Source organism: Chamaesiphon sp. GL140_3_metabinner_50 (assembly GCF_025361915.1).
GTDB lineage: Bacteria > Cyanobacteriota > Cyanobacteriia > Cyanobacteriales > Chamaesiphonaceae > Chamaesiphon.
This window is the reverse complement of the sequence record NZ_JANYJC010000120.1, coordinates 1-14,197: the sequence shown is the minus strand read 5'-3', so window position 1 is coordinate 14,197 and position 14,197 is coordinate 1. Positions and strand designations below refer to the sequence as shown.

At 46.9% G+C, this 14,197-nt stretch carries 10 protein-coding genes; 7 read left to right on the top strand and 3 right to left on the bottom strand.

Annotated features, from left to right (window positions below; all coding sequences use genetic code 11):
• Positions 1–1,133: DUF58 domain-containing protein (locus Q0R35_RS06540; RefSeq protein ID WP_295615287.1), on the bottom strand; the 1,133-nt coding region annotated here is incomplete at its 3' end.
• 469 nt (positions 1,134–1,602) lie between these two features.
• On the opposite strand from Q0R35_RS06540, the gene Q0R35_RS06535 reads away from it, so the two are divergent.
• The 5 genes from Q0R35_RS06535 (at position 1,603) to Q0R35_RS06515 (ending at position 11,329) form a co-directional block, all read left to right on the top strand.
• Positions 1,603–3,234, top strand: coding sequence for a glycosyltransferase family 39 protein (locus Q0R35_RS06535; protein ID WP_295615286.1), 1,632 nt, complete (start codon positions 1,603–1,605; stop codon positions 3,232–3,234).
• A gap of 295 nt (positions 3,235–3,529) precedes the next feature.
• The gene (gene gyrA, locus Q0R35_RS06530; RefSeq protein WP_295615285.1) at positions 3,530–6,142 is read left to right on the top strand and encodes a DNA gyrase subunit A; all 2,613 of its coding nucleotides are present in this window, start codon (positions 3,530–3,532) and stop codon (positions 6,140–6,142) included.
• Between the two features lie 279 nt (positions 6,143–6,421).
• Positions 6,422–7,270: an AAA family ATPase gene (locus tag Q0R35_RS06525; protein WP_295615284.1), complete on the top strand. Its 849-nt coding sequence runs from the start codon at positions 6,422–6,424 to the stop codon at positions 7,268–7,270.
• Between the two features lie 380 nt (positions 7,271–7,650).
• Positions 7,651–9,129: a tetratricopeptide repeat protein gene (locus Q0R35_RS06520; RefSeq protein WP_295615283.1), complete on the top strand. Its 1,479-nt coding sequence runs from the start codon at positions 7,651–7,653 to the stop codon at positions 9,127–9,129.
• 403 nt (positions 9,130–9,532) lie between these two features.
• The gene (locus tag Q0R35_RS06515) at positions 9,533–11,329 is read left to right on the top strand and encodes a tetratricopeptide repeat protein (protein ID WP_295615282.1); all 1,797 of its coding nucleotides are present in this window, start codon (positions 9,533–9,535) and stop codon (positions 11,327–11,329) included.
• Between the two features lie 143 nt (positions 11,330–11,472).
• On the opposite strand, the gene Q0R35_RS06510 is transcribed toward Q0R35_RS06515, so the two are convergent.
• A complete protein-coding gene (locus Q0R35_RS06510) occupies positions 11,473–11,877 on the bottom strand; it encodes an NIL domain-containing protein (RefSeq protein ID WP_295615281.1) in 405 nt (134 codons plus the stop codon).
• 126 nt (positions 11,878–12,003) lie between these two features.
• Here Q0R35_RS06510 and Q0R35_RS06505 point away from each other — a divergent pair, with 126 nt between their 5' ends.
• Both Q0R35_RS06505 and Q0R35_RS06500 read left to right on the top strand, forming a co-directional pair.
• A complete protein-coding gene (locus Q0R35_RS06505) occupies positions 12,004–13,233 on the top strand; it encodes a glutathione S-transferase family protein (protein WP_295615280.1) in 1,230 nt (409 codons plus the stop codon).
• A 173-nt stretch (positions 13,234–13,406) separates the two neighbouring features.
• Entirely contained in the window at positions 13,407–13,550 is a 144-nt protein-coding gene (locus tag Q0R35_RS06500; RefSeq protein WP_295615279.1) for a hypothetical protein, read from the top strand.
• A gap of 82 nt (positions 13,551–13,632) precedes the next feature.
• Here Q0R35_RS06500 and Q0R35_RS06495 read toward each other — a convergent pair.
• Positions 13,633–14,197, bottom strand: a 565-nt coding sequence (locus tag Q0R35_RS06495; RefSeq protein WP_295615278.1) for a DUF4129 domain-containing protein, incomplete at its 5' end; no start/stop codon positions are given.

Here is a 14,197-nt window from a genome sequence, read left to right as displayed (position 1 = left end):
AAAGATCGATCGGGATCGATGGTCATGCCGATGGCTTCAGATGCGGGCTTAAATTGGTTGTGAGACCATAATAGCCACCGACTGCCTGGGGGAAGGGTAGCGATCTGTTGGGGTTGGTTGGTGAGGCACACGAGGGCGTTTGTAGGCATGGGGGACGATGGTTCGTTTGGTTGGACTGCGGCGAGGGTTTCGAGTACCTGTCGATCGCCGGAAATTAGCCCCGTTCCTGCCGTCCAGAGCTTGACATTCAGGCGCACATCGGCATAAAAGTACAGGGTACAAGCGGCAATTACCGCCTGCTCGAAGTCTGCTGGCTCCCAATTGGCACTGCTATCGAGGTAAATTACCACATCTTGTCCGCCACGATCGATTTCGAGTTCGCGCACCTGAAATTCGCCATAGCGTGCGCTGGTACGCCAATGGATCGCTCGCATCGGATCGCCATACCGATAAGGACGCAAGGAGCGGGTAATGCCTTCGCTGGCGGCTTCGAGGTGACGATTGGAAAACTGCCGATCGATCTGTCGATCTTGCACGCCGACACCATCGATGAGGGGACACCGTTCTAATTTCAGCACTTGGGGATATACATAGACGATCGCAGGTACCGATCGAAATCGCTGGCACCAAAATAGTCCGATCGGTGCGCCACTTCGTAGGGCAACTTTTTCCCACTGGTAGACCCCTCTTTGTGCGGTAGGCTGTCGATACACCCATCGATGTTCGGTTTGAGGTAAAACGCTTTCGATCGTGGTTTGCGGCAGTTTTGCACCGTTAATGCTACTCAGATCGCGGATTTGGAATAAGGTTTGAGTCTGGGGGGTGGGATTGCGAATAATCAGGGCAATTTCGAGATCGGCACCTGCGGTAACTGGTAAAATTGCCTCGCGATCGATCTCGATCGATTTAATAGATTTTGCGGGTAGAATCGCACCCACGCCGAGTAAAGCTACGCCGACACCGCTCAATACATACAGCCAGCCAGCCATTGTATTTGTCGCCGCTCCGAAGAAGCAAATCGTGAGTATTGCTAGCAACCACCCCGCATAGGCGGGAGTTGCCCAATGATGTTCTAGCCAGTTAGTAGCACGGTTTAGCATGAGAATTATGGTGCGGCGAACGATCGCAGCCATTGATATTAGTTAGAGTACCCAATTGCACCCGATCGATTGCAGCTACAAGCGATCGATCTACATTCCCCCTAGAAAGCTATCCATTACCCACAGATTTGGCAATTATCTACGATAGGCTACGCCAACGCCAAATCAACGAATTTCATCTCAAGTACATGATGATTTTGCAAGGGTTTGAGCGATCCGGATCTGAGCAAGCTTTCCAATGGAGTTTGGGAGATTTAGATCTCAAAACGAAGTCCAGAAAACTCGTGTAAACACCGTAGCTCCCCACTCTCGTCCCCCATCCCCAGGAGAATCGATCGGAATCCGCATAAACACGGTAAGATTTGTATCTGTGTGCTCTACGTACGATTTCAATTTACCGAACTTTTCAATCGTTGGCGTAGCCTACCGGAGGTAATCGATCTAAGCTTTACCAATACCGCTACAACTGCCAACTATCAACTGTTAACCGTGCTAAGTCTTCATGGCAATCCAACGTTACCCAGGTGTTCCGGCTTACTATCATCGAGCAGCGATAATTATTTTACTGGCTGGCTTCTTCATCAGATTAGTTATTGCCAGTTGGCTCCACCCCGGATTTGACGAAGCCTATTATTATCTCTATACGCTGCATCCCGACTGGAGTTATTTCGATCATCCTCCACTAGTTGCCTGGACGACAAATTTTGGTATTTGGTTGACAGGTGGTGAAGTATCGCAATTAACGATTCGGATTGGGACTTTACTTATTTATACTGGCTCGTTAATCTTTCTATATCTAGCTGCGTTGCGCTTATATACGCTGCAAATTGCCATTAATACTCTCGCGATCGCGTCCGCAATTCCAATTTTTCAGACTGCATTCGGAATCTTAAATATTCCCGATACGCCGCTACTATTTTTTTGGGCGATGTCATTATGGCTTGCAACTCAAGAATTTTTTGATTATCGAGTATATCAACCGAGTTTTCGACTAACTTTGCTATGTTTTACGGTCGGGTTAGCTTGTTTGGGTAAATATCATGGTTTTATTTTAGGATTTGGTTTAATTGGCTTTTGTTTATTTAGTCCTAATTATCGTCGCGCGTTTAAATCTAGGTGGTTTCTACTGGGCATTCCTGTTTTTATCCTGACAATATCGCCAGTATTGTATTGGAATGTTGTCCACGATTGGGTTTCATTCCGCTTCCAGTCCGAACGTGCCGTTCCTAATAGTGGCTATCAGATCGATCGATTAGCCGTGACGCTAGGCGTGGAAATGCTGTATTTATTTCCTACTTTTGGATTGCCACTCTTATGGGCAACGATTCGCGCAACAGTCCAACAAATTAGGAATTTTAGTTGGAAAGGATCTGCACGCAATCGAGCTTTTAATGATGAATGGGATTTAGAAAAAAGAGCGTTAATCTTGTGGTTTTCCTTGCCGTTAATTCTAGGCTTTACACTGATATCTGGCTATCAACAAGTTTTACCTGCTTGGAAAATGCCTGGATATTGGTCGGCAACAATTTTACTCGCCGAGCGCGTGGCGATTAGTCGGAAGTATGCACACTCGCGCATTCCCTATCGGTGGTTTTTTGGCTCAGTAGCGATCGCGATCGTACTAATGTCGATCGCCCTATCTCATATTGCTTTTGGGACATTTCAGACCCCAGGTAAATCTTCTATTTATGGGTTATTGCCAATTAAAACAGATGCATCGATTCAACTTTTCGATGTCAAACAATTAGGTCGAGGATTTGTCGAGAACAGTAAATTGAGTGCAGCCTTAAAAAAAGCAGATTTTGTATTTACCAATCGCTACTACTTAGGCGGACAAATTGGCATGGCGATCGAGCCAATTTTTCATAAGCCGCTCACCTGCTTTGAGTCCGATCTCAGAGGTTTTGCTTTTTGGTCGAAGCCCAAACAATGGGTCGGTAAAAATGCCATTTATATAGGTAGCAAAACTTTTAAAGTCGATTTAGAAGCCAAAACAATTTATCCTAACTATTTTCAAAAAGTCACTAAATTAGGCGAAATCCCCATTCGTCGCGGCGGTGAAATCGTCGAAACATTCAGCATCTATCAAGCCCAAAATATGCTCAAACCATTTCCACGTCCTTATGGGAATTAGGTTTTAGGTTTTAGGTTTTAGGTTTTAGGTTTTAGGTTTTAGGTTGTAAAAATTAGTGGCTATTAAAATCCCCTCCTTGGAGGGGTGGCGCGCAGCGACGGGGTGGGTAGATCTGGGCAACTCACTAATTCACATTCCCCGTCCCCCCGTCTCCCCGTCTCCCCATCCCCCCATCTCCCAACTCCTCGAAATACCAAGCCTTCCAGCCACGATCGGCAGCCCCCCTGTACCCCCCTAAATGTGATAAAATTGAACTAACGAAACAGTAAAATTAGCAACCTGGACGGAGCATTCCATGACTACTTCCCAAGAGCGGATCGTCCCTACAGATCTAAGAATTGAGATGTCTCGCTCTTATTTAGAGTACGCCATGAGCGTAATCGTCGGACGAGCGTTGCCCGATGCCAGAGATGGTTTAAAACCAGTCCACCGCCGCATTTTGTATGCGATGCACGAATTGGGCTTAACCGCCGACAGACCGTTTAGAAAGTGTGCGCGGGTCGTCGGGGAAGTTTTAGGTAAATATCATCCTCACGGCGATACCGCAGTGTATGACGCGCTGGTACGGATGGCGCAAGATTTTTCGATGCGGAATCCGTTAATTAACGGACACGGTAACTTTGGTTCGGTAGATAACGATCCGCCAGCGGCGATGCGGTATACCGAGTGTCGTTTGCAAGCCTTGACGATGGATGCCGTCTTGCGAGACATCGAAGCGGAGACGGTAGATTTTGCCGATAACTTCGATGGTTCGCAACAGGAACCAACTGTACTACCAGCACGGATTCCTCAGTTGTTGCTCAATGGCTCTTCAGGAATTGCGGTGGGAATGGCGACAAATATTCCCCCCCATAATTTGGGCGAATTGATCGATGGGGTAGTGGCTTTAATTCATAATCCTGAGATTACGGATATGGAATTAATGCAATATATTCCTGGCCCTGATTTCCCTACCGGAGCGCAGATTTTAGGTACAACCCCGATTAAAGAAGCTTACTCAACCGGACGCGGTTCGATCGTCATGCGTGGGGTGGCTAATATTGAAACATTAGAATATAAAGGCAGACCCGATCGCGAAGCGATTATTATTACTGAATTACCCTTCCAAACGAATAAGGCTGCCTTAATCGAACGGATCGCCGAAATGGTTAACGACCATAAGTTAGAGGGAATTTCGGATATTCGGGATGAAAGCGATCGTGATGGGATGCGGATCGTGATCGAACTCAAGCGGGATGCTTACCCCCGCGTCGTGCTGAACAATCTCTACAAACAAACGCCAATTCAAACCAACTTCGGTTGCAACATGCTGGCGTTAGTAAATGGCGAACCCCAATTACTCAGCCTCAAAAAATTCCTCACCGTCTTCCTCGACTTCCGCATCGAGTCAATTACCCGCCGTACCCGCTACGAATTGCGGAAAGCCCAAGAGCGCGATCACCTGTTAGAAGGTTTATTAATAGCCCTGGCGAACCTAGATGCTGTAATTCGGCTAATTCGGGCGGCTGCGGACTCAGCTACTGCCAAACAGGAAATGATCGAGCGGTTCCAATTAACCGAATTTCAATCCGATGCGATTCTCCAGATGCAACTGCGGCGACTCACCGCACTAGAAGCGGACAAAATTCGCTTAGAGCATGACGAACTCACCATCAAAATTACCGATTTACTCGATATCCTCGCGCGGCGGGAACGGATTTTGGACATCATCCAAATCGAAATCGCCGAAATTAAAACCACCTTTGCCACACCGCGCCGTACCCTCATCGAACACGGACAAGGCGACTTAGAAGATACCGACCTAATTGCCAATGAAAAGTCGCTAATTCTGGTCACCGAGCAGGGTTATATCAAACGGATGCCCGTTAGTACCTTCGAGACGCAAAGCCGCGCCACGCGAGGTAAAAAAGGCACCGGGATGAAAGAAGAAGATGCGATCGAGCATTTCTTAACCTGTTGCGACCACGATACAATTCTACTATTTAGCGATCGCGGGGTAGTTTATACCGTCAAAGCCTACCAAATTCCCGTCTCATCGCGAACGGCACGAGGGATTCCGATCGTCCAAATGCTACCGATTCCCCGCGAAGAAAAGATCACCTCAGTGGTACCCGTGAGCGAATTCCTGGATGATGAATACCTAATTATGCTCACGCAAAAGGGCTTTATCAAAAAGACGGCTCTCTCGGCATTCTCCAGCGTCCGTGCCAATGGTCTGATCGCCATCTCGCTCGAAGATGGTGACAGCTTACGGTGGGTACGTCGCGCCAAAGAAAGCGACAGTGCGATTATCGGTACCCGCAACGGGATGACCATTCATTTCCGCACCGATCGCGATCAGCTCCGACCATTGGGACGCGCCACTCGTGGTGTAAAATCGATGTCGCTCAAGAAAGGCGACGAGCTGATTAGTATGGATATTTTACCCAGCCAAGTCATCGCCCAAATGGTGGCAGCCAGCGAAGATCCCGGTGTCGATGATATTGATGATACCGTAGCTGAAGATGTCGCGGTGCCCGCAGGCGAAGGGCCGTGGATTCTAGTCGTCACCACTGGCGGGTTGGGCAAACGAGTACCCGTCACTCAATTCCGCCTCCAAAATCGGGCGGGGATGGGCGTACTAGCGATTAAATTCCGCAAAAAAGGCGATAAGTTAGCCGCGCTGCGCGTCGTCAATCCCGACGAGGAAATGATGATCGTCACCAATCGGGGGATTATTATTCGGCAGGCGATCGATGCAATTTCATCTCAATCGCGGATGGCAACTGGAGTCCGAGTCCAGAAGCTAGATGATGATGATGCCATTATGGCAGTCGCGATCGTCCCTGCATCGAGTATTGAAGAGGTTCTCGATGTTGATGGTGATGCTGTCGATGTCGATGCCGAAGAAGTAGGCGAAGAAGTGTAATTTTTATCTAAAATCCAGAGGGTGGATCGCCACCCTACTGGGAATGAGGATTTAATAATATACATATTTATCCCCTCTCCAATCTTTGGCTACCCTCTATACACAAGTCTGGATAGAAGCGAAAACCCTAGGAATCCCCCTAAATCCCCCTTTTCAAGGGGGACTAAGATCCGGATCTTAGCCCCCAAGGATGCGGGGGTTGGGGGATTTAGATCTACGCATCAACTCAAACCGACTTGTGTATACACATCTCCAGTTATAAGCGCAATTCCCCGCACCATGTCACTCAAACTGATCCTCACTAAAGGCTTACCCGCCAGCGGCAAAACAACCTGGGCAAAAGAATACATCCAAAAGCATCCCGAAACAGCCAATCTCTGTAAAGACGATTTGAGATGGCAACTGAGCGGTACCAATAAACGCGAAAAAAGGATTATCAAAGTCCGCGATTTGCTGACAGAATATTATTTCGAGCAAAGCTATTCGGTAATTTGGTCTGATACCAACCTCAACCCAGTTCATCTACATCGGGCAACCGAATTAGCTGCCAAACATCAAGCAGAACTTATCGTTAAAGACTTTACCGATGTATCGTTAGCTGAATGTATCCGTCGCGATTTAGTGCGATCGAATTCAGTCGGACAACAGGCGATCGAGCAGATGTATTACGACTATCTAGACAAGCCAGATTCAACACCAGCCTTCGATCCTCATCTGCCTAGCTGTTATTTAGTCGATATCGATGGCACACTAGCAATTAACAATACCCGATCGCCATTTGCTTGGGATCGGGTAGATGAAGATGCCCTCAACCTGGTTGTCGCGACGACGATCGAAAAATTGGGACGAGATACAGATATTATTCTGTTATCCGGTCGATCGAGTGTTTGTTACGATCTGACAGTTGCTTGGCTCAAACAACACAAAATTAACTACAAAAACTTACTGATGCGCCCAGTTAACGACCAGCGATCGGACGATATTCTCAAATCAGAACTTTACTACTTTCATATTCGCGACCGCTACAATGTAATTGGTGTTATCGACGATCGACCAAAAGTGTGCCGGATGTGGCGAAGTCTTGGTTTGAGTGTTTTTCAGGTTGGCAATCCCGACTATGAATTCTAGAACTGAATTAGCATTTGTCGTACCAATAATACATACTAGTTGTAAGCTAGAAAACTACTAGTTAATAGATAGTAAATGTCCAGAAATTAGATTGGCGATCGCAATAAATTGTCGAGAGTGGGGAACAATAAGTAGGCAAACACCCCAGTATTGTCTAGATCGGTTTCGATCGCCACAAGGTGAGAGCTATCTTCATCCGATCGGGGATGACGAATGCCAATCGGGTTCCGAACCCGCGCCCAAAGTCATAGCTGGAGTTGTCTGGGGCAAATATATCCCGACTGCATCAAATTAGCCAGCCTTTACAAATTGACTGTCGATCTGGTAATCTCCGTGACAACTTGTATTCTGCTGAAGCAATCTCGACCAACCTACCATTTATGTCGGACTCTCACATTAAGTTGACATCTGCACAGACACTAGAACTACCCAAGCATCAGCTCAATACCCAAGTCCAGAAACTTTACCAACAGGGTAACGATCGGGCATTTAGGGGCGAACACGATCGGGCGGTTTTGTCTTATACTCAAGCCATCGATCTCGATCCTAATTGTGTCTTGGCTTATTGTGCTAGGGGTAACTCGTTACTAAAATTAAAAAATTATCACGCAGCCAAAGCTGACTACACCACGGCACTCAAGCTCAGTCCCGCACTCGCGATTGCCGATGGAGGAATAGCACAAGTTTATTATGAATTAGGCGAATATTCAGCCGCCCTAGTTGCTTGCAATCGAGCGATTCTCCGCGAACCAGAAAATTTAGAGTTCTTTCATTGTCGCGCACTAGTTAATAAACAACTTGGTGATGCTGCGGGTGTTTTATCTGACTGCAAATTTATGCTCGAACGTCAGCCTAGTGACAGTTCGGCACGATGGTTGAATGCCCGCGCGCATTTTCAGATGGGCAACTATCAGATCGCAATCTTTAATTTCAATCAATATCTCAATTTACGCACCGATGATTTTTACGCCCATTATTATCGGGGCATTTGTTACGAAAGATTAGAAAACCTCACCCAAGCATTAGTCGATCTAGATCGAGCGATCGAACTCAAGGCAGATATGGCAATTCTGTATCGACGACGCGGCCGAATTTACCAACAATTAGGCGACTTTACCAATGCCGTACTCGATTACGATCGAGCGATTGAAATCGATCCGCAAATGGCGCAGGCTTATGCCAACCGCGCCGATATTTACATGAGTCGCGGTGATTATCCCCGTGCCTTAATGCAGTGCAATCAAGCAATTCGCTTCGATCCTCAGCTCGTGAGTGCCCATTATCAGCGCGGGGTAATTAATACTGAAGTTGGTAATCTGCACGCGGCTTTAGCTGACTATCATCGATTGATTCAAATCAATCCACAAGATCTCAAAGCCTATGTTCAGCGGAGTTGGATTTACTTTCGGCATGGTGAGTATCCGGCTGTAATGACTGACTGCGAATCGATCCTGATGCTCGATCGCAATTCGGTACCTGCCAATTATTTATTAGGCGTAGTGCAGTCATTATCGGGCTTTAAACAAGAGGCAGTTTATAGCTTGACAAAAGTCATGGATGCCCAACCCAACTTTGTGTGTGCGCTTTATCATCGGGGCTTATTACAACACGATCTTAAAAACGAAGCCAAAGCAATGAGCGATTTTCAGATCGCTCAAGAAATTCAATCGCAAGGCTTTGACTGTTCGACTAAGCGCGATGAAACTGGATTGTATGCCGAAGGTTTAGCTTTATATCATATGGGACAACCAGAGACGGCTAAAGTTATTTTGCATCAAGCAGCACTAGTCGCCCAAAAACTTAAAAATACAGTTTTTTATCGACAGATCGTTTTTACGATCGAAGCTCTCGGTATGTAAGACTTGCAAGTTAATAAACTACTAGTGGGTTTGGATAGTAGGGTGGGCACTGCTGCTGGGCGGGTGACCCGCCCAGTTCACCATATATGTTTCAGGCGATTTAGATCTAATAAATATTTGTGCCTAGGTACTTAGTAAGCGATCGATACTCGTAAAAATACTGATTCAGATCGCTAAGAAATTAGTTATGATACATAAAAATGACTCTCATTAATTTTTGATTGGTGATGAAATTTTACTAAGTAAAAAAAGGTCTATTTGCAGCAGTAGATATTTAAATATCAGAACTAAAATTTATAATTAACATCTGTATTTAAGGGACGATTCTATAGAGGGGTCGAATATTGCTGAGATTTTAACTGACAACATGACACTTAAACTGATTTCCTGAGGCACTCCGGCTATGTCGCAATCTCCATCTCCTTCTAACTCTCCAGAGTTTGCCACTCAGCATGACTACTCAGATATTTTAGGGATATCTACCCAAGCACCAAAGCCAGTGGATGTCAGTTCAGTTAAATCTTTGCCGATTACTCACTCCTCAGCAATGCACGATCCGTGGTCGAGCGATTCATCCGGCGAACTACAGCAGCCCGGATCTCGACTGGCTTCCCTTACCGCAGTAGATCCCTGGGACGAGCAGCCCGTGACAGCCGTTCGATCGTCACCGCCAGCTAGAGCTAAGACAGCAGCCAAGCCTACTCCAAATGCCCCAGCACCTGCCCGTAAACCGCCGCAACCACCACAACCACCATCCCAAGTCCAATCCCCCCCGGTCGAGTCTCCAGCCAAAGCAGCAGCGATCGATATCAATGCTCCCTCATTGACTGGCAAAGATTTGGCTCTCAAATACTGCGAACGCGGTAAAAAATCGCTGGCGGCTAAAGACTACGCCCAGGCGAGATCTTCGTATAAAATTGCGATCGAATGGTGTCCACAACTAGCGATCGCCCACAGTGGCACCGCTGAAGTATTATCCGAAATTCAAGATTATGAAAACGCGCTTTCGGCTTGGGATTTAGCAATTCAATACGATGCCACACAGCTAGATTATTATTACCAACGCGCTCTGGTTAATAAGATTCTCAAAAATTATTATCAAGTTTTAGCAGATTGTAAGTATATTCTCGAACGCGCTCCCGATCGAGCGTCAGCGCGGTGGTTGAATGCCGTCGCGCTCGTCAAAGTCGAACATTATCAACTCGCTCTTGCCAGTCTAAGCGCACATATCGCCGATTATCCCCAAGATCCGAATGGTTATTGCTATCGCGGAATTTGTTACGAACGATTAGAACAATTACCACAAGCATTAGCCGATCTCGAACGAGCGATCGCACTACAGCCCGGACAGCCCGTATTCCATCACGCGCGCGGACGCACTCGCCAAAAACTGGGCGATTTTGCAGGTGCCTTAGCAGATTTTAACCTGACGATCGAGCGCAAACCTCAAGCCGCAGTTTACGACGATCGTGCAGAAGCACATCGGTGCTTGGGCGATCGCGCGGCGGCGTTAGCAGATGACGATCGCGCCATCGAGTTAAATCCCCGCTTTATTAATGCTTATTTCCGGCGGGGCTTAATTTACACCGAACTGGGCGATCTCGAACTAGCCCTAAAAAATTATAACTCCGCGATCGATCTCGATCCGCAGCATCTCAATGCCCTAATTCAGCGGAGCTGGACTTATTTTCGTCAGCATGACTATCCCCGGACTAAACGCGATTGCCAGAGAGTCAAAGCACTAGATAAGACTAGCTTTTGGTCTAATTACCTGCTCGGCGTTGTCGATAGTTTATCTGGATTACAACACAGCGCGATTAAAAACTTTACTACCGCGATCGAACTAGCTCCTAACTATGTTTCAGCAATGTATCATCGCGGTTTGGTTTACCACGAACTTGGCGATCTCAATCGGGCAATGGCAGATTTCAATCGCGCTCGATCGATTCAAGATCGCCGCCTAGAACGAATGGTCGATCGTGATGAGACGGGATTTTATGCCGAAGGTTTAGCACTCTATCATTTAGGTCAATCAGAAGCAGCCCGGACGGTACTAATTCTAGGTGCATTATCCGCCAAACGCTTTAATAACCCCAGTTTTCACCAGTTATTACAATCTAAAATCGCAGACTTAGGCATGGCTTCTGGAGAACTCACCAGTTCATCAAATTCTTGCTCTCTCGATCCCAAAACTCTTTAAATTAATAAATAATTAACGCCAGTCTGGGTAGGTTGGGTTGAAGAATGAAACCCAACCTACATATCTCTTCGTCTACCACTCGGCAGATCGCCAGCAGCTTAGACACGCTCCTCAATACGTTACGTAGCCTCTTTGCAGGAAGCCTAAAGATTAGTAGAAATCGCCCCCACCGGACAAGTCGGGATACACTGCTCGCAGACAATACAACGCGATCGGGTAAAATTCAGCTTAAACGTCTCTGGCTCCAAATTGAGAGCCTCAGTCGGACATACGCCCGTACACAGCCCACAATCGACACAGACATCCTCATCGACAAAGATTTCCTTATTCGCCGTTGAAACTTGAATGCCTTGAGAGCGCATCCAATCGATCGATGCATCGAGTTCGTCGATATCGCCAGCCAATTCTACGACTAATTTGCCGATTTGGTTGGGTGCTACCTGTGCGCGGATGATATTAGCCGCGATATTAAAATCTTTTGCCAGTCTATATGCCACTGGCATTTGAATCGCACGTTTGGGAAAGGTGAGAGTGACCCGTTTTTTCACGATAGGGAGGGGAGATGGGAGATGGGAGTAAGGAGTAAGAAGTAAGGAGTAAGGAGTAAGAAGTAAGGAACTGTTATCCTAGAGATTAGAGTGGGTAGCCACTTGTATCTAATTTAATCTCCACCAATGACGATCGATCCTTTGAGCTGGCAAGAACTAGCAGCCCTACCTAATGTCAGCATAACACCAGTAGATCCGATCGATGGCGCGACCAATTCGCAGTCGAGATTGCGCCTATTCGGACACTCTGAAGCCGAGGTGCGGGTGACTTTATATCGAGACAACCATGCTTGGTGTCCGTATTGTCAGAAGATTTGGCTGTGGCTTGAAGAAAAACAAATTCCCTATCGCATCGAAAAAGTTACGATGTTTTGTTATGGGGAGAAAGAGAGCTGGTACAAGCGCAAAGTACCATCGGGAATGCTACCCGCGATCGAATTAGACGGGAAAATCGTCACGGAAAGTGATGATATTTTACTAGCTTTAGAAAAAGTTTTTGGGGTGTTGAGTCTGGGGATGACGGATCCTAGTGTGTTTAAATTGCGCCAGTTAGAGCGATTGTTATTTCGGGCGTGGTGTAATTGGCTCTGTCGCCCTGCGAGATCCGATCGTGAGGAGCAGCAGAACCGCCAGCAATTTATCGATGTAGTAACAATGGTTGAAACAGCATTGGGTAGTATGCCAGGAGCTTATTTCCTAGAGCAGTTCGGCACGGCTGATGTCATTTTCACACCCTATGTCGAACGGATGAACGCGAGTTTGTATTATTACAAAGGTTATTCGCTTCGCGAGGACAATCCGCGCCTATCTGCATGGTTCGATGCGATGGAAAGCCGCGCTACCTATCGCGGGACGCAAAGCGATTTTCATACCCACGTCCACGATTTACCGCCGCAGATGGGCGGCTGTTGGGAAAATGGCTCACCGCAGATGCTAATCAATAAGGCTAAAGTAGATAATGGCCCTTGGGATGGTTTACCAGATGCGACTTTTCCCGAACCCGAATCCGCGCGTGGAGAGGCTTTGTATCGAACTATCAAGCATCATGCCAATCTGATTCGAGCCAACCCCGCCGAGGATGAATTAGTCGATACCGCGCTCCGCTGTGCGTTGACAAATATGATGATGGCAGGACAGTGTATACCACCACCAGGATCGGATGCTACATTGCGCTATATCCGCGATCGAATTAATGTGCCTCGCGATATGTCAATCTATGCCGCCAAGCGGCTCAGAACGGCTTTAGAAGAGACTGCGGCACTAGTCGGCAATGCCCAAGGTACACCGATTCCCTTCAATCATCGTCGCGATCAAAGTCCGATCGATTTTGCGAGTAGCCCACGTTCTGCACTTTAATTTTCAAGACAATAAATCTATTGTTTTAGTGAATAGTTTTAGTACTTAACGTGAGTTAGGGATTGTAAAAGTCAATTTGCTTCGTTCTACCACCGCCCTGAACTATAAGTTCGGGCTAATAGCTCAAGTTCGTTGAAACGAACTAATTAATTTGGTAGTTCGTTTCAACGAACTTGAGCTATCAGCCCCTGCTTGGTGCATTTTCATGGACGGGGAACCCGTCCGAAAATGCATCCGCAAATTCATTTGAGGGCGGTGGTAGAGCGAAGCAAGCATTCATCGATTTGAATGCGGTGCCCAAACAAAGCAAGGAGTAATCGATTGGAAATCTTTACCCCGTTGACATAGCCTCTCCAAGAGAAGAAACGGACGTTATAGAACCCAAGCTGCGATCGTTACCTACTTTGCTTTTTTCAGCGTTATTAATAACTCTTGTAATCGATCGAGGCGTTGGGCTTCGGCTCCATATCGCCATGCCGTATAGGCTTGAGAAATTTCGACAACTAAGCTGCTAATTGAAACAGAGCAATTAATTTGGATCGATCGAGCATATTCTAACGGCGTTTGAGCCGGATGTTTGGGAAAACCAGATTCTTTTAATCTAGCTAACATTTGCTGATAAATTCGCTCGACTGGTGATAACTTTCGCAACCATTGTCGGTGTTTCCAGATCGTAAATTGTTGCCATCCCCACCAACAGCAAAAAGCAATTGTAATCGCGATCGCACTACCGCTAAAGATTCCCAGCCAGCCTTGAGAAAACAGGCTAAAAAACCAGGCAATGCCTACAACCAGCCAACCGAGCGTTAACGACCAAACTTGGGCTAACCAAGCAGTGACTGGCGATGGTAGCCAACTCGCTACCCAGTTCCAAATTTGTTGGAGTGCGCCAAAAGTTTGGTCTTCATCGGCACCTGGCGGGGTCAAGGGGTGCCCTGGAATCGGATCGAAGGCAAACCATCCA

What these genes read in the sequence shown, in the direction of transcription:
- Q0R35_RS06520 (WP_295615283.1), top strand. Translation starts at nt 7,651, where the DNA reads ATGTCGGACTCTCACATTAAGTTGACATCTGCACAGACACTAGAACTA.
- Q0R35_RS06535 (WP_295615286.1), top strand. Translation starts at nt 1,603, where the DNA reads ATGGCAATCCAACGTTACCCAGGTGTTCCGGCTTACTATCATCGAGCA.
- gyrA (WP_295615285.1), top strand. Translation starts at nt 3,530, where the DNA reads ATGACTACTTCCCAAGAGCGGATCGTCCCTACAGATCTAAGAATTGAG.
- Q0R35_RS06505 (WP_295615280.1), top strand. Translation starts at nt 12,004, where the DNA reads ATGACGATCGATCCTTTGAGCTGGCAAGAACTAGCAGCCCTACCTAAT.
- Q0R35_RS06525 (WP_295615284.1), top strand. Translation starts at nt 6,422, where the DNA reads ATGTCACTCAAACTGATCCTCACTAAAGGCTTACCCGCCAGCGGCAAA.
- Q0R35_RS06515 (WP_295615282.1), top strand. Translation starts at nt 9,533, where the DNA reads ATGTCGCAATCTCCATCTCCTTCTAACTCTCCAGAGTTTGCCACTCAG.